Annotated in this window: 22 protein-coding genes and 1 pseudogene; 2 read left to right on the top strand and 21 right to left on the bottom strand. The window is 37.3% G+C overall.

All coding sequences use genetic code 11. The annotated features are described in order from the left end of the window. Nucleotides 1-52: 52 nt before the first annotated feature. The 19 genes from AC3WOM_RS09440 to AC3WOM_RS09350 form a co-directional block, all read right to left on the bottom strand. The gene (locus AC3WOM_RS09440) at nucleotides 53-1,036 is read right to left on the bottom strand and encodes a sensor histidine kinase (protein WP_492446406.1); all 984 of its coding nucleotides are present in this window, start codon (nucleotides 1,034-1,036) and stop codon (nucleotides 53-55) included. After that, complete coding sequence (locus AC3WOM_RS09435; RefSeq protein ID WP_492446404.1) at nucleotides 1,033-1,704, bottom strand: response regulator transcription factor; 672 nt, start codon at nucleotides 1,702-1,704, stop codon at nucleotides 1,033-1,035. The genes AC3WOM_RS09440 and AC3WOM_RS09435 overlap by 4 nt, the downstream gene beginning before the upstream one ends. Continuing rightward, the gene (locus AC3WOM_RS09430; protein ID WP_492446402.1) at nucleotides 1,701-2,681 is read right to left on the bottom strand and encodes an alpha/beta fold hydrolase; all 981 of its coding nucleotides are present in this window, start codon (nucleotides 2,679-2,681) and stop codon (nucleotides 1,701-1,703) included. The genes AC3WOM_RS09435 and AC3WOM_RS09430 overlap by 4 nt, the downstream gene beginning before the upstream one ends. A gap of 115 nt (nucleotides 2,682-2,796) precedes the next feature. Further along, entirely contained in the window at nucleotides 2,797-3,219 is a 423-nt protein-coding gene (locus AC3WOM_RS09425; protein WP_427538241.1) for a DUF1801 domain-containing protein, read from the bottom strand. Between the two features lie 221 nt (nucleotides 3,220-3,440). Continuing rightward, the gene (locus tag AC3WOM_RS09420) at nucleotides 3,441-5,252 is read right to left on the bottom strand and encodes an ABC transporter ATP-binding protein (protein WP_492446400.1); all 1,812 of its coding nucleotides are present in this window, start codon (nucleotides 5,250-5,252) and stop codon (nucleotides 3,441-3,443) included. Further along, nucleotides 5,249-6,982: an ABC transporter ATP-binding protein gene (locus AC3WOM_RS09415; protein ID WP_492446398.1), complete on the bottom strand. Its 1,734-nt coding sequence runs from the start codon at nucleotides 6,980-6,982 to the stop codon at nucleotides 5,249-5,251. Before AC3WOM_RS09415 ends, AC3WOM_RS09420 begins: the two co-directional genes overlap by 4 nt. 453 nt (nucleotides 6,983-7,435) lie before the next feature. Beyond that, nucleotides 7,436-8,107, bottom strand: a complete 672-nt coding sequence (locus AC3WOM_RS09410; RefSeq protein WP_492446396.1) for a hypothetical protein — start codon at nucleotides 8,105-8,107, stop codon at nucleotides 7,436-7,438. Continuing rightward, a complete protein-coding gene (locus AC3WOM_RS09405; protein ID WP_427538229.1) occupies nucleotides 8,104-8,598 on the bottom strand; it encodes an ECF transporter S component in 495 nt (164 codons plus the stop codon). Before AC3WOM_RS09405 ends, AC3WOM_RS09410 begins: the two co-directional genes overlap by 4 nt. Nucleotides 8,599-8,618: 20 nt before the next feature. After that, nucleotides 8,619-9,011 (bottom strand): bifunctional adenosylcobinamide kinase/adenosylcobinamide-phosphate guanylyltransferase, encoded by a 393-nt coding sequence (locus AC3WOM_RS09400; protein ID WP_492446395.1) that lies wholly within the window; start codon nucleotides 9,009-9,011, stop codon nucleotides 8,619-8,621. Continuing rightward, nucleotides 8,960-9,559: a histidine phosphatase family protein gene (locus AC3WOM_RS09395; RefSeq protein WP_492446393.1), complete on the bottom strand. Its 600-nt coding sequence runs from the start codon at nucleotides 9,557-9,559 to the stop codon at nucleotides 8,960-8,962. The genes AC3WOM_RS09400 and AC3WOM_RS09395 overlap by 52 nt, the downstream gene beginning before the upstream one ends. Further along, nucleotides 9,532-10,308: an adenosylcobinamide-GDP ribazoletransferase gene (gene cobS, locus AC3WOM_RS09390; RefSeq protein WP_492446391.1), complete on the bottom strand. Its 777-nt coding sequence runs from the start codon at nucleotides 10,306-10,308 to the stop codon at nucleotides 9,532-9,534. Before cobS ends, AC3WOM_RS09395 begins: the two co-directional genes overlap by 28 nt. A gap of 34 nt (nucleotides 10,309-10,342) precedes the next feature. Continuing rightward, on the bottom strand, nucleotides 10,343-10,927 hold the full coding sequence (locus AC3WOM_RS09385; RefSeq protein ID WP_492446389.1) for a bifunctional adenosylcobinamide kinase/adenosylcobinamide-phosphate guanylyltransferase: 585 nt from the start codon (nucleotides 10,925-10,927) through the stop codon (nucleotides 10,343-10,345). Nucleotides 10,928-10,930: 3 nt separating this feature from the next. After that, nucleotides 10,931-11,539: a histidine phosphatase family protein gene (locus AC3WOM_RS09380; protein ID WP_492446387.1), complete on the bottom strand. Its 609-nt coding sequence runs from the start codon at nucleotides 11,537-11,539 to the stop codon at nucleotides 10,931-10,933. A gap of 11 nt (nucleotides 11,540-11,550) precedes the next feature. After that, a complete protein-coding gene (locus tag AC3WOM_RS09375; RefSeq protein WP_492446385.1) occupies nucleotides 11,551-12,630 on the bottom strand; it encodes a pyridoxal phosphate-dependent aminotransferase in 1,080 nt (359 codons plus the stop codon). Further along, on the bottom strand, nucleotides 12,617-13,573 hold the full coding sequence (gene cbiB / locus AC3WOM_RS09370) for an adenosylcobinamide-phosphate synthase CbiB (RefSeq protein ID WP_492446434.1): 957 nt from the start codon (nucleotides 13,571-13,573) through the stop codon (nucleotides 12,617-12,619). The genes AC3WOM_RS09375 and cbiB overlap by 14 nt, the downstream gene beginning before the upstream one ends. After that, nucleotides 13,573-14,253 (bottom strand): adenosylcobinamide amidohydrolase, encoded by a 681-nt coding sequence (locus tag AC3WOM_RS09365; RefSeq protein WP_492446383.1) that lies wholly within the window; start codon nucleotides 14,251-14,253, stop codon nucleotides 13,573-13,575. Before AC3WOM_RS09365 ends, cbiB begins: the two co-directional genes overlap by 1 nt. A gap of 234 nt (nucleotides 14,254-14,487) precedes the next feature. Beyond that, the gene (locus AC3WOM_RS09360) at nucleotides 14,488-14,670 is read right to left on the bottom strand and encodes a hypothetical protein (protein ID WP_427538205.1); all 183 of its coding nucleotides are present in this window, start codon (nucleotides 14,668-14,670) and stop codon (nucleotides 14,488-14,490) included. A gap of 95 nt (nucleotides 14,671-14,765) precedes the next feature. Next, on the bottom strand, nucleotides 14,766-16,124 hold the full coding sequence (locus tag AC3WOM_RS09355) for an aspartate kinase (protein ID WP_492446380.1): 1,359 nt from the start codon (nucleotides 16,122-16,124) through the stop codon (nucleotides 14,766-14,768). Between the two features lie 1,066 nt (nucleotides 16,125-17,190). Beyond that, nucleotides 17,191-17,943, bottom strand: a complete 753-nt coding sequence (locus tag AC3WOM_RS09350; RefSeq protein ID WP_427538199.1) for a glucose 1-dehydrogenase — start codon at nucleotides 17,941-17,943, stop codon at nucleotides 17,191-17,193. 245 nt (nucleotides 17,944-18,188) lie between these two features. On the opposite strand from AC3WOM_RS09350, the gene AC3WOM_RS09345 reads away from it, so the two are divergent. Next, nucleotides 18,189-18,809: a TetR/AcrR family transcriptional regulator gene (locus AC3WOM_RS09345; RefSeq protein ID WP_492446378.1), complete on the top strand. Its 621-nt coding sequence runs from the start codon at nucleotides 18,189-18,191 to the stop codon at nucleotides 18,807-18,809. Between the two features lie 112 nt (nucleotides 18,810-18,921). On the opposite strand, the gene AC3WOM_RS09340 is transcribed toward AC3WOM_RS09345, so the two are convergent. Then, nucleotides 18,922-19,746 (bottom strand): DNA alkylation repair protein, encoded by an 825-nt coding sequence (locus tag AC3WOM_RS09340; protein ID WP_492446377.1) that lies wholly within the window; start codon nucleotides 19,744-19,746, stop codon nucleotides 18,922-18,924. 186 nt (nucleotides 19,747-19,932) lie between these two features. Then, a pseudogene (locus AC3WOM_RS09335) lies at nucleotides 19,933-21,109 on the bottom strand (DNA topoisomerase); the annotation flags it as partial. Between the two features lie 177 nt (nucleotides 21,110-21,286). Between AC3WOM_RS09335 and AC3WOM_RS09330 the strand changes: the two are divergent. After that, nucleotides 21,287-23,461, top strand: coding sequence for a DNA topoisomerase III (locus AC3WOM_RS09330; RefSeq protein WP_492446376.1), 2,175 nt, complete (start codon nucleotides 21,287-21,289; stop codon nucleotides 23,459-23,461).

The raw sequence follows: 23,461 nt of genomic DNA, 5'->3' as shown, positions 1-23,461 counted from the left end.
GATTATTTTTATTGTTTCCTCTTTCCCCTTTAGCATTTTACTATTCCATTATTTAAACAAAACAAAATGAAGTGCCTTCTTTGTTTGACTCCAAAGTATATTGTAGCTGAAGAACCCTTGCAATATCCTCAATAATCTGTAATCCTAATCCAAAATGTTCGTGGTTTTTTTCAAAGCCAATACCATTATCCATCATCTTAACCATTCCATTTTCAATCACAACCATAAACTTTGTGGCTTTGGAATGCTTTAAAGTATTTTGAAACACATTATCAAATAAACGCTGTAGCCATAATTCATTACTCATCCATAATAATTCTGATAAATCTTGATGAAAGCTTATTTCGATAGATTGAATGCTAAATAAATAACGCCATTTGTTTATCATTGTCTCCAATAATTTTGGCAAACTCACTTCCTCTTTTATAATATAGGAGCTTTCCACTTTATCAATGGATTGTAACGATAATTCATTGGTTAAGCTCGCAATATAGTGAATCTGCTCATTTAATGACTCTACCATATCTGGTTGGTCCTTAAGGGTTTCTTCTAAATAAAATAATTGTAATCGAATCGCTGTGAGTGGTGTATTGATATCGTGTCTTAGCTTTTGAAGAAGCTCCTTCTGCAACCTCTGTTGTTGCTCTAATTCTAGTTCTCGATAGGTTGTTCGTTCAATTAAAATATTGACCGATTGGATAAGCTGTCCTATTTCATCCTCACTGCCTACTTCTAATGTATGAGGTGTTCTTTCATCATTTGCTAAGTCACGAATTGCTTGATGAAGCATATTAATTTTCGTAAGCAATGAATTAATTGATTTCGAAAATAAAAAGGCCAGCACACATAATGAAAAAAAGAACACACCTAACATCATTGGGTATGCAAAGGATTCATGAAATGGAGTGTCCTGATTTTTTGTTTTAAAGGCGAACTCATAGATAATGGACATCAACACACTTATTCCTAATAATACAATTGGAACACTGATAATAGCAGCAAATAATAGAAAGCGATATTTTGTTTTTAATGTCATTGTCGTATATAGGTATTTAAACGATACCCTTCCCCGTAAATATTTTGCAGAATAGTACCTGCAGGATCATCCATTTTTGTTCTAATTTTTTTTATATGGACATTGATGATATTATGATTTCTATCCTCCAGTGGCCATAGATAGTCAAAAAAATGATCCTTGGTTAACACTCTATCTCGATTATCAAATAAATAAAAGAAGATTTTACGCTCAATAGCAGTCAAAACAATCTCCTCCTGAACATTATGCTTAAATACCTTACGCTGCTCTGTGTTTATCAAGAGATGCTGGATTTGGGTTAATGGTCCATAATGCAGCTTGAGCATTTTTTGCATTCGTAAGAGAAGCTCTCTCGGTTCAAAAGGCTTTGTCATATAATCCTCTCCAACCGTTAATCCCTCTAGCTTACTTTCAATGTCATTTCGAGCTGACAGAAAGATAATAGGAATAGGCAAGCCTAAGCCTTTAATAAACGATGTTAGCTGATAGCCATCTTCTCCTGGTAGCATAATATCCATAATCACTAAATCAATTTGATGGATAATACTCTTAATATCTTTACCGTTTGTTTTCCACACTACATCATAGCCTTCTCGTTGGATTATTTTTTGCAGTAAATGACCAATCATTTGATCATCCTCTACGATTAAAATCGTAAAACCTTTCATTTTATCGACCTTTCTTTGCTGTCTACTTTTTCTTTCATGAATGCCATTGCAAGTTGATAAATTTCATCGGGTCTATATAAATAAATACTATGAGTACCTCTCACTTCTTTCACATCCGCCAAGATTAATTGCTCAGCAAAATTTTTGTAATCCTTGCGCTTTTGTTTTGAATATTTATTTTCCTCTGCAACCGCATCAATAAATAATATCGGTGTATGTTGAGGTTTTGGAAATTTTTCTGATTGTAAACTATTTTCGTAGACTTGTAATAGCTCATTCTTCATATTATCATTAAAAAATTGTTTATAGGACAATGCCTTATAAATAGCTTTTTCTTCACCTGTTAAAAAAGTTTGCTTCATTACTTGTGGGTTATAAACTTGCGAAGGTGTAAGACGATGCAAGCCTATTTTTGTTAATAGATTAACTCCCCTCACCATCCAAGTATTGATTACGCCCATTTTATGCTTCACATATTGACTTGGCAAACCAATATCAAGTGCAATGATTCCCTTGATTTCTTCAGGGTATTTTTGTGCCCAATAGATAGACTCAACACCGGAAATTGAATGTGGAACTAGTACATAGGGAGGCTTATTACCACTTTGTAGAAGAGCGGTCCTCGTTTGCTCTAATATAGTATCAATGTCTCGGTTATCATCTGTAATATCACTAAAACCATAGCCTGCTCTTTCTATAACGGCAATTTTATGCTCCTGCGAGAATTTGCTATAAAGCCCTTTCATCTCATAAGTGGGAGCTGCGATGCCAGAACCAGCCATAAAGACATAGGTTTCCTTACCGTGCCCCTCAATATAGATATTGATTTTATGATGATCAACCGCCACTAATGTTCCCTTATTTTTTAAAGTAGCTGCTTCTCTATGTAGCTGAATTTGATGAAACATACATACAGTGACTATACCAAGCAAAAGAAACGCTCCTATATACACTAAAATTTTCTTGATTTTTTTCATATAATTCTCCTTTCAATTGTTACTTGAAAGGATATACGGTAAAAATAAATTTCTGATTAATTTTTGTAGAAATTTAATCAAAAAAGCTGCCTAAAATTTTTTAGACAGCTCCTACTTATTGTTCTGGATAGATGGATTGAGTATAGTTCACAGTTTGCTTGATAAGCAATTTTAAAATCTCTACATCAATATCTGTGAGTTTATTAATATAAACACAGGCTTTTCCAGTTGTATGTTTGCCAAAATCCAATAATAATTTTTCCCGCTCAGGAGCATCTGGTGCAAAATACAGACTGATTTTAGCCTTTCGCGGAGAAAATCCAGTTAAGGGTGCATTACCCTCATGGCCAGTTTTATATTGATAATGATATTTGCCAAACCCGATAATACTTGGCCCCCACATTTTTGCTTCATAACCAGTGACCTCTGTAAAAATATCTAAGAGTCGATAAGCATCTTCTCGCTTTTTAGGATTATCAACATTTTCAATAAATTCAATGACACTTTGATCGGTTTCTTTCGTTTTTAATTCGTACATGTGGGTACCTCACCTTCTATCAAAGTATTTTCATTTATCATAGCATGACATCAATCTAATAAAAAACTATTTATCCACATATTGATTCAGCGGCTGTTTATATGCCCATTGAATAGGAAAAAACCGCATTCATCTTTGCTATCTATAGAGATAGTGAGATTCTGTACCTGACGTTTCGCTTTCGGTACAAAAACATCTGCTGACTCAAGATAAAATTACGTTTACTCTACTTGCTCAAGTAAAAGTTTTTGTTGGAGATTATGATAAATACCATGATATTGCATTAGCTGATGATGATTACCCTGCTCGACAATTTCCCCCTGCTGAATTACGAGAATTTGATCGGCACTCTCGATGGTTTTTAAACGATGTGCAATTACAAAGCTAGTGCGTCCCTGCATTAAATGCTGCAAGCCTTTTTGAATATCGACCTCTGTTTGCGTATCTACACTGGATGTCGCTTCATCCAAAATTAAAATATCTGCATTTTCCAAAATTGCCCGGGCAATAGCAAGTAATTGACGTTGTCCCTGACTTAAATTTGCGCCTCCTGCATGTACTGGCGTATCATACTGAGCTGGTAAATATTTTATAAAATTATGAGCATTGGCTATTTTCGCCGCTTCCTCTACCTCTGCATCTGTCGCATCTAGCTTACCAAAACGAATATTTTCCCGAATAGTCCCAGAAAATAAATACGTATCCTGCAAAACGACTCCTACTCTTTGACGGATTGTGGCCATTTTATAATTCTCGATGTTTTGACCATCAATCAAAATTTCACCGCCATCCACATCATAAAAACGTGTAAGCAAATTGATAATCGTTGTTTTTCCAGATCCTGTAGGTCCAACAAGCGCAATAGTATCCCCAGCCTTAGCATGAAAGCTTATATTTTTCAGGACTGGCTTTCCTGGTAAATAGCTAAAGGACACTTGTTGAAATTTCACTTCTCCTTTTAAAGATGGGGTATCAATAGCCTGTGGTTTATCCGCAATCTCTGATGGTTCATCTAAAATTTCAAAAACACGCTCTGCTCCTGCAATTGCTGATTGAAAGGTATTCAATAGGTTGGACAACTGATTTAGCGGACGGAAAAATTGACGTGTATACGTGACAAATGCTGCAATGACGCCAACTGACACAATTCCTTGCACCGATAAAAATGCCCCTGTACCAATGACAACTGCTAGACCTAGGTTATTCATAAAGTTATTGATTGGACCAAGTAGACCTGACGTAATTTCTGCTCGCTGTGCCGATTTGCGTAAGCTTTCATTTTGTTGATGGAATGTGTCAATTGTTTGCTGTTCCTTTCCAAAAAGTGTGACAACTTCCGCCCCTGTAATCATTTCCTCAATATAGCCATTAAGCTTGCCTAAATCACGTTGACGTGCTGCATAGTTTTTACTGCTACGTTTTACAATTTGCTTTGTCGTAAAAACAATAAGTGGAATAATAATTAATGTGACAATAGCTAACTGCCAGCTGAGTGAAAACATCGCAATGCTAACACCAATCACTGTTAAAATGGATGAAACAATTTGGGTCACACTTTGTGCAAGGGCCGTATTTAAATTATCAATATCATTCGTGACACGGCTCATTAAATCACCAAGTGCTCGTTGATCAAAAAATCTCAGTGTGAGAGTTTGAAGTTTTTTAAATAATTCCAGTCTTAGTGTGCGAATGGTTTTCATTGCTACATGAATCATGACATATGTTTGCAGCCATGTAAAAATAGAGGCGATTGTAAAAATGGCAGCTAGGACAACACCTAGACGAATCGTTCCAGCAATGTCCTTTTTCATAATATAATCATCAACGATATGTCCAATCATATATGGGCCTGCTAAGCTTAAAAATGTAGCGGCGATAACAAAAAATATAGAGAAATACAGTCCAATTTTTTGCAGCTTAACATATTGCCATACACGGTATATTGTGACCCTTTGATTTTTAGCCTTTTCAGCTGGGCCACCCATACGAGGACCACGTCCAAAATTCATTTGCTTTGGTTGACTTTGATTCATGATTGTTCACCAGCCTTTTGCTGTGAAGCATAGATTGCTTGATAGGTTTTATTATTTTGTAATAATTGTTGATGTGTGCCTTGACCTACAATTTCTCCATCCTCTAGCACAAGTATGACATCTGCCTGCTGAATCGAAGCGATTTTTGAGGCAACGATAAATGTTGTGGTATTTTGATATTGTTCATGAATGGCTTGTTGCACATGTTTTTCGGAGGCACTATCCAATGCAGATGTTGTATCATCCAGCACTAAAATTGCTGGCCGCCTGATAAGCGCACGGCTTAAGGCTAGTCGTTGCTTTTGTCCACCAGAAAGATTCCTTGCTCCCTGTGACAGTTCGTGGGCGATGCCTTGATCAAGTCGTTCCACAAATTCAGTGGCGCACGCTGCATTCAATGCTTTTTGTATTTCTTCAGTCGTTGCATTTTCTTTTCCTACACGGATATTATTCTCAATCTTGCCTGAGAACAGTAATGCTTTTTGGGATGTAAAGCCAATATGCTCACGTAAAGCTGACAATGCATACGTCTTTATTGGCTTTCCATCCAAGCGTATTTCACCGCTAGTAGGATCGAATAAGCGTGGTAAAAGTTTTACTAGCGTGGATTTTCCACTTCCTGTTTTGCCGATGAGACCAATTGTTTGCCCTGGCTTCACGGAAAAGGTAATGTTTTTGAGGACATCCTCAGCTGTATCATAATAACGATAGCTGACATTTTGAAAATCAATTGCACCATGGATTGGAGTAACAAGCGCATTTGTTGCTTCTTTCACTGTCACTTCTTTATTTAAAACGTCCATGATGCGTTCACCAGAAGGTATTGCACGGGCAATTTGCATCAGCACCATGCTCGAAGACATCAAGCCATTCAAAATAATTGTTAAATAATTGATAAAAGCTAGTATCACGCCTACCTGTAATGTTCCTGCCTCCACTTTAATTGCCCCAAGCCAAAGTGCTGCGACAATACCAAGGTTAACCACAAACATAGTAAAGGGTACAAGCACGCCAACAATTTGCTCGGCTGTAATAAAACGCTGTGTCAGTGCATCATTATGTTTACTAAATTGTTCAATTTGCTGTGTTTCACGACGAAAGGCTTTGACAACACGAATTCCTGCTAAATTTTCCTGTAACTTTGTATTCACACCATCAATCGCCTCTTGTACTTTACGATACAGCACACCTGAATACTTCGTGAAAAAGTACATGGCAATGATTAAAATTGGTACGATAATGAGTAGTATGGAAAATAGCTCGCGAGCAGTTACAAAGACAATAATAACCGCACCGATAAATAGCAGTGGTCCACGAACAAAAATACGCAATGTCATCATAAACGCACGCTGAATACTTTCCACATCACTCGTTAATATAGTAATTAGCTTTCCTGTTGTAAAGCTATCACGTTCCTTTGCTGAATACGTCATCATTTTCTCATACAATGACTGGCGAACATCTGAAGCAAAATGAATCGCTGCCTTTGAACTATAATATGAACAACCAATTCCTCCAAAAAGTCCTAGCACTGCACTTATCAGCATCCAAACAAACATTTTCAGCACATATGGATTATCGCTATTAGCAATGCCTGTATCAATCATATGCTGCATAATTGTAGGCTGAAGTAAATCCATTGTCACCTCTAGCACCATCAGCAGCGGTGCAATCAATGTAAAAAATTTATAGGGTCCTAAATAGCGCCCTAATTGTTTAATTGCCTGCATTTCTTCGACTCCGTTCCTGTTAAATCATTCGTTTCTCATTATAACTGAAAATCATTCCCAATTGCGAAGAAGTTTTTCGAGTCACGTAATACATTGATATTATTGTAGATTACAATCAACTGAGGTTTAGTTCTATCTGTATGTCACAGTGTACTCTTGATTTTATTGCCGAATCGTTAGTCTCCCAGATCATTAGATTGCTACTACTATGCCCAGTCGGCAACCAACCGCTCTACATCCAACCCGCAGACTATCGAGAACTTCTCTACAGCATACAATTGTATACAAAAGTATACAAATCGTCAATATCAACCTAATTGCTAGCTAAAAAACCACGCAAGCTTCTGCTCACGTGGTTTCATCTTCTAAATCATCAAAGCCGTTATCTTCTACATTAACTTTTACATATTGATTGGATCACTGCTCAATGATATCCGTTTTTTAGGATGTAGTTTAACATAGTTTTTTAAAATTTCTAGGAAAAATTTTTTGTGCCAGCTGCTCTTTTTCAGGATGTATCCCAAGTAATATTACAGTACAAGGCCCAGCACTTTTCTCAATATTTAATACACTTTCAACCTGTACTTTGCCAAAAAGCCGGGTAAATTCTGCTTGTAGTCCCTTTGACCCAACAGGCCAAACCTGCTGAACAATTTCCTCTTTCCATGCATGGTATATAGCTTGAAGCTGTGCAACATCCTCTGGCTGCGCAAGAACTTCATTGCCTATAAGTGGCAGTCCATACGTATACCAACTAAGGTGCTCAAGCACGTAAGATGTGCGTTTTTGCGTCTCACCAAGCATTGTAACCGATAAAGCAGATTGTAAAGTTGGCATATTGGACTCCGTACTACCATCTATCTGCGGGCATATTAGACAAGCCTCCTCAAACACTTGCTGTATGCCAGCCACATAACGAGACCACTCAGCATCTCCTGAAAAATTAGCTAGTATAATATGTGTAGGTAAAGCATTTGCTGCAAGCTGCTCTAAAAATGTAACACGCGCTGTAAAGTAAGCCGTGAGTTTATCTGAAGCTGACACAATATCATGTGGCTTTTCACCAATCGCTGCAGCATTATCAGTAGTCGCAATAAGCCCGCCTATTTTAACTGCATTTCTCAATGTACTCGCCCATCCTTACGTAGAAACACCTTAGAGAGTATCGGTATGACGATGGCAACAATTACTAAATTAATAAGAGTTGCCAACGGAAGACTAGTCAGCGAAGCCCAATAGAAAGCTGGACTTATGATAAAGTAAAATGGTAACGGTGCTACCACACCATTTAAAAAAAGTGCCACAGGCCATTTCCAGAAATGCATACCTTTTTTATGCATCATCCCAAATATCCAGACAACGAAAAACATTTCTGCTGCGATAATGATATGTAATGGTCCAAATGGGAATCCAGTCGTTAAGGCTGTAATAAAATGCCCAATGCTCCCTGCAACTCCCGCTAAAACTGGCGATAAAAATACGACACTTAAAAATGCAGGAGCAGAGTCCAACGCAGCAGTCGATATAATTGTTGGTATTTTAATCACCGCCCCAACTGCACAAATGGCGGCTACCATGGCTGTGAGCGTCAATTTCGTCAATCTTTGTCGATTCATTCCATTTCCTCTCTTCTGTCTTATTTAATTTGTTCTGCGATTCCGTACCAAATGCGCACGACACATTCTGCTTCAGCAAATAAAGCTTGGTACAACCGCCCACAAGTATCACGTAGTAATCGTGCCGGCTTTTCCATCGGCACAACTCCGCGTCCCATATCAGTAACTATGATATACAATGTCCTATTTTCTTCTAGAGCCTGTAGTCTTGTTAGAATGGCTTTGACAAGAGCCTCATCCTCCTCTAGATTTTGTGTGACAAGCCACTTTTCCAAGCCTTTTATAACTAATACATCACACACAGGAATAGATTCAGGCAGATAACCATCAACTAACTCAACCTCTTGATCTCCAAGTAATGTCATAACATAGTCGGTTTTTCCATTATAGGCCCCTCCGATAAAGACATGCATCTATTTCCCTCCTCCCAAGCTTTCCTTGAAAATGTTAAGGTAAACATTTTATCATGTGGTACATTGTACGACCAAAAGGGCTTCTCCACTGGAGCAAAATATACAAGCAAGGCTCGTATAACACCACCATGTACAACAACATAATAGTCATCCTCATTCTTTGGTAACGAAGAAAAACCATCCTTCACACGCTGACAAAATGCAGCAAAGCCCTCCCCATTTGGGGGTGGAGACAGCACAGGATCATCTAACCATGCACAATAACGACAATCAGATTTTAACTCCTCATACGTTTTTCCTTCAAACTCCCCAAAATTGGTCTCTCGAAATCGCCAATCAGTTATGTAAGCAGCATTCGGAAAATAATGAGCAGCCGTTTCTCTACAACGTCGTAAATCACTGCCATATACTTTCATAGCATTTTTATCTACAATTGGTAGTATAGATGTATCAGCTAATGATGAGTCAGTCCACCCAAGATAACGCTTTTCCAAATTCTCTTTTGTTGGTGCATGCCTCATTAAGCGCACAATAACAGTGTTACCCATAATACTACCTCCATCCCCTCAATGGAAGCGCCGAGTAAATCACCAGAAACGCCACCAAAGTTGCGTAGTGTAAATTGCCGAAAAACTACAAGAGCCATAGCTAAAACCGCTAGAAGCACAATTGGTACAAATGTAAAGCCTGCAATAAGGTATACGATTGTATAGGCTACAATTAATGAGATAAGCATGAAACCAACAAGTACATATTGCTTAATATTGGATTTAAAAAAGTAGGCAAGCCCTTTTTCTTTTGAACATTTCAGTGACATAAAATAAAAGCTCATGCCGACTCTCGTTAATAATGGAACAAAAATAAGCATCCAAAGTGCGAATTTCTGCTGCATGAATAATTCATGAAGTATCACAAATTTTCCTAGCACTAAAAATAACACAGAGAGCACACCAAATGCACCGACACGCGGATCATCCAAAATTTCTAACCGCTTCTCACGATCCCGATACGAAAAATAGGCATCTCCCATATCAATAAAACCATCTAAATGTAAACCCCCAGTGAGTAAAGCGAATAGTCCAATAATCACAAAGGACAGTAATATCTCACTGCTCGCAGTCCATTCGGTTAAGCTGTAGATCACTGCCGCTGTTGCAGTACCCATTAATGCACCTACCCATGGTAAAAAGGCGAACATTCCTGTAACAGTTCCTTTTGTTAATGATAGTTCTTTATGTACCGGCAAAACCGTAAAAAATTGAAATGCAAGTAATAGACTATGCCAGAAATTTTTCATCGTCTTGCCTTCCTTCATTTTAGTTTCAAGGACATCATTTCCATTTTTTTACGATACTATAATTTATTTCAAAAGCTTCATCCGCCATCAAAACAAACCATTGATGTAAATCCCCTAGCATTTGTCGGTATAATTCTACCTCCTCATTGAGATACGGGGGCTCATCAAATAATTCATTCGAAACAACTATAAGCGTGATATTTTTATCAAGTAACGACCTTACAGCTATTTTTAAAACACTTAGCTTCTCCTCTAAGCAGCCCGACTGCTCTACACATGGCGTTCCCTTATCAAAGCCCTCATAAAAAGCATTTGTTAGCCATGTTGTGACGCAATCCCATAATACAACGTCACCATCCCTTAGACTTTGAAACGAATCTACCATCTTATAAGGGGCTTCAATCGTCAGCCATGGGATTTGATGAGACTGTCTATCAGCCTGATGACATCGTATTCGTTTCTCCATTTCACGATCCAGTGCAATTCCAGACGCAATATAAATAAGACGCAATGCCTGCACCGATCTCGTCTGATAATGCTCTATCGCAGTTTTTTCTGCAAAATGGGATTTACCACTGCGTACGCCACCAGTAATGAAAATTAATGGCAATGTAAACACCTCCTATTGCAGATGATTAATGGTACCTATCTCTTTCACATGCCATAGCTGTTCAACGTGTTCTACTATCGTAACGCTTGTACCGTTGATAAACGGCTCTGCCCATAGCTGATTTATACTACGCTCTAAAATGGCATTAATAATGCATTTAATTGTGACAGCATGAGAAACAATTAAGACATTGTCTTGTGGGTATTTTTCTGCAATTTTCTTAAGCGTAAACATTGCCCGTTCTGTCACTGCACCGAAGCTTTCGGTATGAGTAGCAACGAACTGAGCAGGATAATTCGTATATAATTCATACTCTGAACAGTGTGTTTTTAGAATATCCTCAACCGTTTTACCTTGCCAGTCTCCTAAATAAATTTCTCTTAGATCATTCTCATAAAATGTTGGGAGCTGGCGATCATCAACAAGAATGTGCAGTGTCTCCATTGCCCGACCACTTGAACTACTAAAAGCTGCAGCAAAAGATATCTTCTTTAAATATTTTTGTAGCTTTTCCGCATGTAAAACACCTACTTCAGATAATGGTGAATCTAACCACCCCTGCAAACGATGTTCCTTATTCCACATCGTTTCGCCATGTCTTACTAGATAAAATGTTGTCACTCTTCTCACTCCTAATTTGCTTTAAACCAAGTCTGCAAACAGTTATGTAAATAAGTCATAGCCGTAATATCTTTTATACCAATACGGAACCATTCGCCATTTAATCCTAGAAAATTTTTAGTATGGCGCAGTACAACACCCTTCGATAAACAATACGTAAAAAATGCATCTGCTGACTGATTTTTGGGTAATGCAAAACATACATAATTGGTTACACTGTTTGTCACCTGACAACCATTTTCTTGTAAATAACTTTGTAATGTTTCTCGCTGGTTTTTTGCATAAGTAATAGCTCGCTGACAATAGTGGTGCTCGTCTAAGCAGCCCGCACCTATAACAAGCGCAAAGGCATTTAAATTCCAATGAGCAAGCATACCCTTTAGCTCTCCTACAACTGCTGGATTCGCAACTAAATAGCCCAATCGCAATCCTGGAATAGCATACATTTTTGTCATCGATCGCACAACAAGCACATGTGGATTTTTCGATACATGTCCAATTAATGAACATCCTTCATCCACCCAGTCAATAAAGGCTTCATCAATAATAAGCTCACAGTTTACGTTTGCTCCGTGTATAATCAACTGTTCTAGCTCTACTTTTTGAGGTAGCACGCCTGTCGGATTATTGGGTGTACAAATATATAAAGCATCAGCGTTCACCATTTCTCGCTTTAGTTGCTCTATCGGTAATGCATATTGAACGATATCCTTTACGATAATCGATACAATATCTGCACCAACAGCTTGCAATGTTCGTTCATATTCTGAAAAAGTTGGATGGACAATGATGACACGCTTACATGCATAGCGTCTAGCAAGTACAGTAAAAAGCTCAGATGCCCCATTTCCAAGTAAGATAGAATCTTTTGCTACATGATGAAAAGCTGTAACCTTTGTGAGGAATGGCTCACCATCTGGATCCGGATATCGTTGAATAAGCGGATAAAATGTTCGCCAGCGTGCCTCCACAAACGGAGGCGGCCCTGCAGAATTAACATTTTCGCTAAAATCATAGACCTCTTCTGGCATAACAAGCCCTAGCTGCCGATAGACATTTTGTGGATTCGCTCCATGATTAGGTAATTGCAAATATTAACACCTCCACTGCTAACATAATAAGTGTAAAGAGTAATGTCGCTATTCTCATATGTATAACGGATGTAGCGATATGCTCCTTTGTTAAGGGAACTAATTTTTCTCCCATAATTGCTCGGTGTGATACAACCCCTTGATAGGTGTTTCTACCACCAAGCTGTACCCCTAGTTGTACAGCTGTTGCTGCCTCTAAATAACCACTGTTTGGACTGGGATGCTTCTTGGCATCCTGTGCCCAGCGTTTTAGGCGTTTTCTAAGGGGTACATCCGTTTCATTTTTTGTACCAAATACAATGAGTAGGCCTGTGATACGACTCGGAACAAAATTAAGAACATCATCGAGCTTCGCAGAAAACATGCCAAAATCTTTATATTTATCATTTTTATAGCCAACCATCGAATCTAATGTGTTTACTGCCTTATAGCCCCATAAACCAATGGCGCCAAATAAAAAAGCATAGAATAATGGTGCTGTTACACCATCACTTGTATTTTCTGACACTGTTTCTACAACACCGCGCACAATCTCATCCTCACCTAGGTTTTCGGTATCACGGCCAACAATCCAAGATAGCTTCACACGAGCTTCTGCAAAATCCCCCTTAACAAGGGGTTCATACACTGCCATTGCAGCCTCCTTTAAGCTGCGCTGAGCCAGTCCAATACCAATAAGAAGCCCTTCCACCACAATCCCTAATAGCAAGCTGATTTGGTAGCTTATTAGGAGAATAGCCGTCACTACAAACATAGTTGTGCCCACTACAGCAAGTGCCATGACCATGCCGCGGAATTTTCTCATTTTCCCTTTATTCCATAATTCCGTTTGAGATTGAATCAGCTTTCCAATCCAACGAACTGGATGAGGCAATTTTGGAGGATCACCCACTAATAAATCATAAACAAGCCCGATGATACAGGCAACGACCAATGCCATCATCATGAATTCTCCTCTTTATCTTTTTTATATTTTTGAATCGCCTCTCGCATTGTCGAATACACACCATAACCTATAACTTTTCCTAGCATCGTAATCGGGCCAGCATATTGATGGTACTCCCCTTCCTCTGTTGACGCAATAAGCAAACTATCTGTTGAGGTACCAGTAGCTTGTGTACCAGTTGTAGGATCAATAATACCTTCATCGATAATGGCCTTAACCTTTGCCTCTGTTGTAGAGATCATCGCCTGAAATAAAGCTTCATCTGATAGTTTCCCATTAATTAGTACCCAAGTATTAATTGTGCCCGCATGATACTGCTCCTGACGATGATAGGCACGTGTAATATCTACGGCATTGCCGAGTCCAGCCGTTATCATAACGATTAGGTGGATTCCTTCATCAGTAAATTCTCGAATTGTAGCAAATTTTGCATAGACAGCTGTCATCATTGCCACAGTGTTATCGATTGGAAAGCCCTCTTTTTGTAAAAATTGTTGTAATTCCAGATGTGGCTTCCGTTCATCATATGTATACGGTACTGACCGATTCATGAAATGTGTGTAATAGCCAAAGCCTGCATTGTGCATAGCTGAGGATACGACCTTCATCGGTGAATCTGTCTGTAGAGCAACATAATGTTCGAAAATATGAATATCCTCTTTACGAAGTATTGGCATTATATCGCCTCCTAGATCAAAATTAGAACAATTACTTATGGCGATTACAGCCATAAAAAAACAAATTCTTACAAAGAAGAATTTGTACTGTCCATTTTTTATATTAATAAACCTCAATTTGAAACTTCTGAATTTTCGCACAGCATCACAACTTCAAACTACTCAAATTATTCATTTTCTTTGAAATTGTATCATAAATTTATGTTTTAAAACAATTTAATTTCTTGATATGACTTATTGTCTTTGTTTTAAATTTTTAAACCGAATAACGGACCCAGCAATGATGAATATCCAGCCAATGCCGATATAGACAAATTTCATAGTTTTTGTCGAGGATGGTAAAACATCCATGATTGTAAGACACACAAATAGTATCCCAATTACTGATAACAGCATACCAAATGATAAATTTTTCAACAGAAAGCCCTCCTATCTATGTACGTCCTCGATTTTACCGTATTCTAGCTAAAAAGAAAACACTAATCCAGGTAAAAGGATTAGTGTTTATTTCCTTATGCTTGCACATGTGCAAAAAATTCTCCATAAAGTGCTTGTAAAATTTTGTTTTCAAATTCTTGGAGCACACCGAAAACTAGACTTACTTCAGATGAACCCTGATTAATCATCTCAATATTTGCACCTGTTTTGGAAATCGCAGTAGCTGCACGTGCCGCTAAACCTGTATTGTTTCGCATGCCTTCGCCCACAATAACAATCATTGAAAAGCCATGACGCATTTGCACATCATCTGCCTGCAATTCATTTTTCACGCGTGTCAAAATGCGTGCTTCATTGTCTGGTGTTAATTGATTGGAACGCATAATGACAGAAATATCGTCTAAACCAGACGGTGTGTGTTCATATGAAATATTTTCATCCTCTAAAATTTGTAGCAGCTTACGTCCAAAGCCTACTTCACGATTCATTAAATATTTAGAGACATATAAAGTTGAAAAGCCACTGTCTGCCGAGATACCTGTAACCGGACGACCTGTTACAGGACGGCTTGGTACGATACGAGTACCTGGGGCTGATGGATTATTTGTATTTTTTATGTTAACTGGCACCCCAATCTTGTAGACAGGCATCAACGCTTCATCATGGAACACGGAAAAGCCTGCATAGGATAATTCGCGCATTTCGCGATACGTAATTTCTTTAATTTCCACTGGATCATTCACGACTTTCGGATTCGCAGAGAACACACAATCCACATCCGTAAAGTTTTCATAAAGCTCTGCTTCCACAGTTGCTGCGAGAATAGAGCCTGTAATATCAGAGCCACCACGGTCAAATGTACGCAATACGCCCGCTTTAGTGTAACCGAAGAAACCTGGGAAAACAATAATTTCTTTTGTGTTTTTAAGTGGTGCTAAATTGATATATGCCTCAGGTAATGCATAAGTGCGTTCTGGTAAATCATTGACCACTAATCCCTCTTTTGGACTTACATATCGTGCCGGCATACCAATCGAATTGAAATATGCTGCGATAAGTTTAGCATTATTGTCTTCACCTGCCGCTTTAATGCTATCAATAAATAATTCCTTATTGGATTTATCGCCCTGTACACGTTCACGTAAATCATCCGCAATCACGTCACAAATGGCATTATCTAATGCCAAACCATCTGCAATTGCCTTAAAACGGTTGACTACAGTTTGGACTTTCTCTTCAGTATCTTCATTTTTTACGGCTGCCATTGCTAAAAGAATTAATAAATCAGTTACTTTTATATCATCCCCAGAGCGTTTCCCTGGTGCTGAAACGGCAACGATTTTACGTGCCGGATTAGATTTTACAATGTTTGCTACTTTTTGAATTTGTTCTGCACTTGCTACAGATGTTCCACCAAATTTACATACGATCATATCTATCAAATCCTAACTATTTAAAGTAATTGTATTCCTCCAAAAAACAATTGAATGTACACAGTGTACAAATTATCGTTCCTCACGTCAATACAATTTAAAAAATTCACGCAATTTACCGATAGAAAATGGACAATTTTCGCACTGTTTGATTTATTATACGGATTTCATATGAAATAGTTAAGGTTTTTACAAATATTTTTTATGAAATTCATATATTCGTACAAATCTTTGTCTGAATTAGCTTAAATCGTCTAGTTTTCGGAAATTATCGTCATTAGGACATGTGTTGATTTTACTAAATTTTTTGCAAGATTCTTCCCCTGATTTTGTTCCCATTTTGACAGAAATGTAATGGCTTTCTTCTATATAAATAAAAGAAAACGCTTACCTCATTATGATATGCAGAGAAAATAGTGATGTTTGTGCTATTTTAAACTTTGGCGAGCTATAGTCTTTTAGCTATTTGAAACTGTTCGGCAGTGATTAACTTTGGGGGCTGAGCGGTTCTTTGATTGACCCGAGCGATTTTCTCGGGGACCTGAGCGGTTCTTTGGTTACCCGAGCGGTTTTCTTGGGGAGCTGAGCAGTTCTTTAGCCTACCCGAGCGGTTTTCCCGGGGAGCTGAGCGGTTCTTTGGTCTATCCGAGCGGTTTTCCGGGGAACTGAGTAGTTATTTGGCTTACCTGAGCAGTTTCTCTGGGGGCCTGAGCACTTCTTTGATTGACCCGAGCGATTTTCTCGGGGACCTGAGCGGTTCTTTGGCTACCCGAGCGATTTTCTCGGGGATCTGAGCAGTTCTTTGGCTACCCGAGCGATTTTCTCGGGGACCTGAGCACTTCTTCGGTCTACCCGAGCGATTTTCTTGGGAACCTGAGCACTTCTTCGGTCTACCCGAGCGATTTTCTTGGGAACCTGAGCACTTCTTTGACAGCTTCCTCTTAAGCCAAGTAATTACTCCGCTTCTTAACCTTTTCCCTTGATTTCTCTCCCGCGAATTTTACAGATAAACAAAAAAACTAGGCTCACATTCTGTGACACCTAGTTTTATTGTTCTACTTTAATTTTAAATAGCAGTCCAACCACCATCGATGACTAATTCTGCACCTGTCATAAAACGAGATTCATCCGATGCTAAAAAGACTACACCATGAGCAACATCCTCTGGTTCACCGAAATAAGGGAGTTGTGTATATGTTTGATAGAATGGTAGTGCTCCTCCTTCTTCCATTGTTGGAGCCGTCATTGGTGTAACGATAATCCCTGGGTGTACAGAATTGACACGAATTTTATCTTTACCATATTCAATAGCCGCAGATTTTGATAGAACACGAAGTGCTCCTTTTGCTGCTGTGTATGGGCTTGTACCTGCCATCCCAACAATGCCACCAATTGAAGAAATATTGATAATTGAGCCGCCTCCTGCTTTTTGCATTTCAGGAATAACATATTTCATGCCTATGATACAGCCATTTAGGTTAATATCCATAATTTTATTCCACTCCGCCATTTCCATGTTGGCAATCGTTTTTGGTGAAGAAACACCAGCATTGTTTACTAGCACATCTACTTTTCCATATACCTTAACAGCCTCAGCAATAACAGACTTCCACTCTTCTTCTGATGTCACATTATGTTGGATGCCAATTATATCGCCACCGCTTTCTTTAATTTCCTTGACCAACTTGTTTAATGGCTCGATTTGAACATCTGTAGCGATTACCTTTGCCCCTTCTTTCGCAAATAATGTTGCTTCCGAAGCACCCATTCCCATTGCTGCACCTGTGATAATAGCTACTTTACCAGCTAAACGCCCCATATAAAACATCCTTTCTAGATTAGCATTCATTCTAAAAAAGTGAATGCACGATTTATTGTATTTCATAAAATGACTAATTCGTGAACACATTAACAACTAGTTGTATTATCGACACTGTGTCGTTAAGATAATTATATCAGCCATCTATTAAAGGGCAATCAACACAATTTAGCCATTTGATGCATTATCAACAATAAAATTGTTAGTGTTGCTAAAATAGAAAAAATAATACAGGGAGCATGAAAATGTCGAAGAAAAAACAGAAAATGGACCCTCGTGTCATTCGAACACGCCAGTTACTAAGGGATGCATTGGTGGAGTTAATTGATGAACGAGGCTATGACAAAATTACTGTACAAGATATAACAGAACGAGCAACCTTAAATCGCGCTACCTTTTATTTACATTATCGTGATAAACTCGATTTACTTTATCAAAGCTCAGAGGAAATACTAGGTGATTTAGTCGGAAGTATAAACTTTACATTTGATGACAAGATGAAATTGGATTTTTTTAAAGTTGAGGATCAGCCACATGATACATTTATGCACTTATTTGAACAAATTTCTTTAAACAGCAAATTATACAAAGTATTTTTAACAGAAAAAAACATTCCCTATTTCTCCTCAGGTATGAAGGATATAATCATTGATTTTGTATCAAATGGCATAAATTATATGCAACCTGATGATAAAAAGCTTACAGTTCCCCGTGAAATGGCCATCAGATATTTCGCTGCTGCCTTTCTCGAGGTTATTGTTTGGTGGTTAGAAAATGATATGCCTTATTCACCTAAATTTATGGCTGCCCAGCTAATGACGATTACAGTGAAAGGACCATATATTGAAAATCCTTTTGTAAAATAATAGTTGAATAAAAAATCATACAAATACACCCCAATTGTTTGATGGCGAGTCTGAACTGTACCTCCAATTGTTAGAGTGTCTAACAATCGGGGTGCAATTCAATAGGATTGTGCTAATTTTTCACAATCGTTCTTTGAGCTTTTTTAATGATCCTCACTGTTGCCTTCGATGGAGAATCTTTTTGCCATTCGTCACAAAGGTTTTTGACCCAATCTGGTTGCGTTTTACTAGCATCATTTAACCAATTACCAACAGAATCTTGAACATACTTGGATGAATCTGATTTTAATAAATTTAAAATGGGGAGCGCAATGTGTGGTTTTTCTTTTAAAATTTCAATATGCTTGGTCCATACTCCACGAGGACGAATTGATTCCAAGCTAAATCTACGAATGTTTTCGTCTTCACTTTTCGCCCACTCAATTAGCAAATCTACACTATTCTCAATATTTGCTGAAAGATCCTCTCTAATTGCCATCCAAGCAATTTCCCGAACACCAAAATGATGATCTGCGGCAAAAGGCTGGATATACAACAATTTCTCTTCTAAAGTATAATCATTACTTTTATTCATAAATGCTGCCCAACATCGTACACTATCCGATACATGATGAGAGCATTTTTTGATAATATTCTCTTTGTTAGTAGCACTTTCATCTTTGACGATTGTATCTAATAAACTTCCAATTAAACGTATTGCCTTCATTCCTGTTTCTACTTTTTGCTTTTCTATTTCAGTTAAAACAAATTCTAATTTTTCTTCCAACCCTATGGATGGTAGAACATTTTTTAATAAAGTAATATGGTGAACAGCTTGCCATTCCGTTAAATTAACACTCTCTATTTTACCTTGATTTAGCAGCATTAATACTTCTTTCGGAATATCACTAGCCTTTCTAGCTCCCTTTCTATTTAAAACATCCACTAGTACTTCCATTCAATAACCTCCTGTAATTGCTGAACATTACATCTTTAATTACTATTAATATTTTTTCTTTGGAATTAATCCCACTATAACATAATGTTCCCTTTCAAATAAATAGAGTCAAGGAACACAATAATAAAACATCAGTAAATTATCATTTTCGTATACATTTAAAATTGATGAAACTGGAGCCCGTACTTACTTTGAACCTGTATTTTCATCAAACTCCATCTTCCAGCTAAAATATTCATTATCGGGGTTTTTCTCATATTTTAAATAGGCATCAAATTTATTGCCTTTTTTACTCGTTAATCCCTTTACGAATATTGTTCCATCGACTAGTAATTTCTTAACCATTGTTTTCGTAGGCTTCTTCTTTAGAGAGGTTAAAAATTTATCATTTTTCCAGATAACAAATTTACAGCCCTTTTTCCAGTTACTACAGCCAAAACCTTTTTGCCCTTCAATTACACCATGTCCACACAATGGGCATTTTCCCAGCACTTCGAATTTTTTCTTTGCCCGCGTGACTTTATTAAGTATCACATCTTCACTTTGTTTAATTGTATGAACAGCATTTACAGTAAAATTAACAATTAAATGTAAAAACTGTTCCTTCGTAAACCTTGTTTTTTCAATTTCTAATAAGGTTTTTTCTAATCTGCCTGTGAACTCTAAATCAAATAAGTCTTTAACTGGAAATATTTCTACTAAGTTTTTTCCAAGCTTTGTACACACTAAATTTTTATTTTCCATTGCTATATAGCCAACTGTTATCAGCTTTTTTATCGTTTCAGCTCTCGTAGCCGGGGTACCAATGCTATAGCCACTTAAAATAGCAACCATAATGTCATTGCTATCTTCATTTTCTACCCCTTTCCCACACGTCTCCATCACCCTTAATAATGTGATGTTTTGGAGGAGTTGTGACATGGGATGTAATTTTATGCTCTACTATAGAAACTAGTTCATTTTGATTGATAAGAGGGAGAATGACATCAGTCGATTGAATGTCCTCTACCTTTTTCCAGCCTTCCACTAATTGAACTCTCCCTTTTGTTTCGAACATTCCTTTTATCTCGCTACTGTTCACTTTCGTTGAAATGCGAGTTTCCTCAAATTCTGCAACTGGCATAAACTGCATTATAAAACGATTTTTTATTGCATGATAAACAATAGCCTCATCGTTTGATAGCTTTTTTGGAATAACATATGTCGGTATAATCGCACTATGGCTTTCTACTTTCGAGTTGTCAATAACCCTTTTCTTTTTGGTAAATTGAATTTCATACTCGTAAGGTAATCCTTTTTTCAAGCTATCTAATACTTTTGCCATTTTCTCCACTAAGCTTTCCTCTAAAACGACACTTGTTGTACATTATCTACATAAAAATGGACTTAATTACAATGTATAATAGCCTAGATTATTAGTTATCAAAATTAGATTCCCTAATAATAGATGGACATAATTATTTGCATAACTGTTATACTGAAAATTAATTTATAATTATTATACAAGAAGTTGTAATTATTATTAATAGGAGAAGGATATATGAAAATAGTAATTGCAGAAAAGCCAGACCAAGCAGCAAAATTAGCTGCCCCCTTTTCTTTTACAAAAAAAGCTGGTTATTTTGAAGTTAAGCCAAACACATATTTTCCAGATGGGGCACTAATTACATGGGCGATAGGGCATCTATGCGAGCTGAAAGCACCTGAGGAATATAATCCAACATGGAAGAAATGGACTTTAGAAACATTACCGATTATTCCAGATCGATTCGAATATAAAGTGACAAAATCAAAATATAAACAATTTAATGTAATCAAAGGTTTAGTAAAAAGACCCGACATTCAAGAAATCATCATTGGTGGTGATGCTGGACGTGAAGGTGAATTAATTATCCGCACCATTTTGAGAGTGTGCGGTGTTAATAAACCGATGAAACGTCTATGGATATCATCTTTAACAGAAAACGCAGTAAAAAATGGGTTTGCAAACTTACTACCTGAAGAGAAAACACGTGATATTTATTTTGAAGCACTAAGTCGTTCATGTTCAGACTGGCTAATTGGCATCAACACATCCAGATTATACACTGTACTCCTTAAACGAAATGGTGTGAAAGATGTATTTTCAATTGGACGTGTACAAACACCTACACTTGCACTAATTGTTAAGAGAGAGCATGAAATTGCGAATTTTAAATCAGAAACATTTTGGGAAGTGGAAGCTGAGTTTAATTTTGATGGAGAAATGTTAAAAGCCAAATGGCAGAAGAACAATATTTCAAGACTTCAAGAGGAACGACAAGCAATTGCTACAGCCAATTTTTGCATCAATAAGAACGTAGAAATTACAAGCATCAAAAAAGAAACAAAGGAATATGCACCACCTTTGCTATTCAATCTATCGGCGTTACAGGCTACAGCAAACAAAGCCTATAAATTCTCACCGCAAATGACGCTCGATATTTTACAAAAACTTTATTTGAAAGGCTTAGTTTCATACCCACGATCTGATTCACAATTTTTAACGAATGAAGAAGCAAAAACACTACCAAAGATACTAGAGCATTTAAGTAAAATTGATAAATATAAAGGTCTTCTTCCGCCACCGACAAGTTCAATTATGAATAATAAAAGATATGTGAATGAAAAAAAAGTAACCGATCACCATGCAATTATTATTACAGAGCAAATACCAGACGTAGCAATGCTAAGTACAGAAGAAGAAAAGATTTATGATTTAGTCGCAAGACAAGTCATTGCTGCACATTACAACAATGCCATATTTTCTTATACAACGATTCATTCACTTGTTGATAAACGTGCAGAATTCATCTCTAAGGGCAAAGTGCTAATGGAAGAAGGTTGGCGTAAGGTTATTTATCATTCTAAAGATAACTCACCTACAGACAAAGATGAACTGCTCCCCCTATTACATGAAAATGAGCAAGGTATCGTTGCGAAAGCGAACGTAAAAAAAGGTGAAACCCAACCACCAAATCGTTATTCTGAAGGTAATTTGATTACCGTAATGAAAACAGCTGGTAAACATTTAGAAGATGCGGAATTAGAAAAGGTCTTATCGAAAACGGAAGGATTAGGTACTGAAGCTACACGCGCTGGAATTATTGGTACATTAAAAGATCGAAACTATATCGAAGTTAAGAAAAACCAAGTCTTTGCAACGGCTAAAGGTATGTTACTAATTGACGCACTAGGTGAATGTATCTTAACGTCCCCTTCCATGACAGCCAAATGGGAGCAACGACTATCTGAAATAGGTGAAGGCAACGCTTCTCCTAAAGAATTTATGGAACAAGTAAAAAAGCTTGCTGACAAATTGATTTCAGATGCTAACAAGCGTGAAAAGGAATGGGCATTTAATCAAAATGCAGTCGATAAAATCACTGCAAATAATCCGTACAATAAAAGATATAATAAAGAAAAAACAGTTGTTGGGAATTGTATCCTTTGCGAGGGGTCAATCATAGATCATGGCACTTTTTACGGATGTTCAAATTATAAAACAGCTAATTGTAAATTCTCGGTTTCAAAGAAACTTTTAAGAAAAACTATTTCACAATCGAATATGAAAAAACTCTTGGCAACTGGTGAAACAGACTTGATAAAAGGATTTAAAAAAGGAGAGAAAACTTTTAATGCCCACCTTATTTGGGATAAAAAAGAACGTAAAATTAGTTTTAAATTTCCACAATAA

Source organism: Lysinibacillus sp. FW301-JW8 (assembly GCF_058788755.1).
Note: the sequence above shows the minus strand (reverse complement) of the source record. Positions and strands in the feature narration are given on the sequence as shown.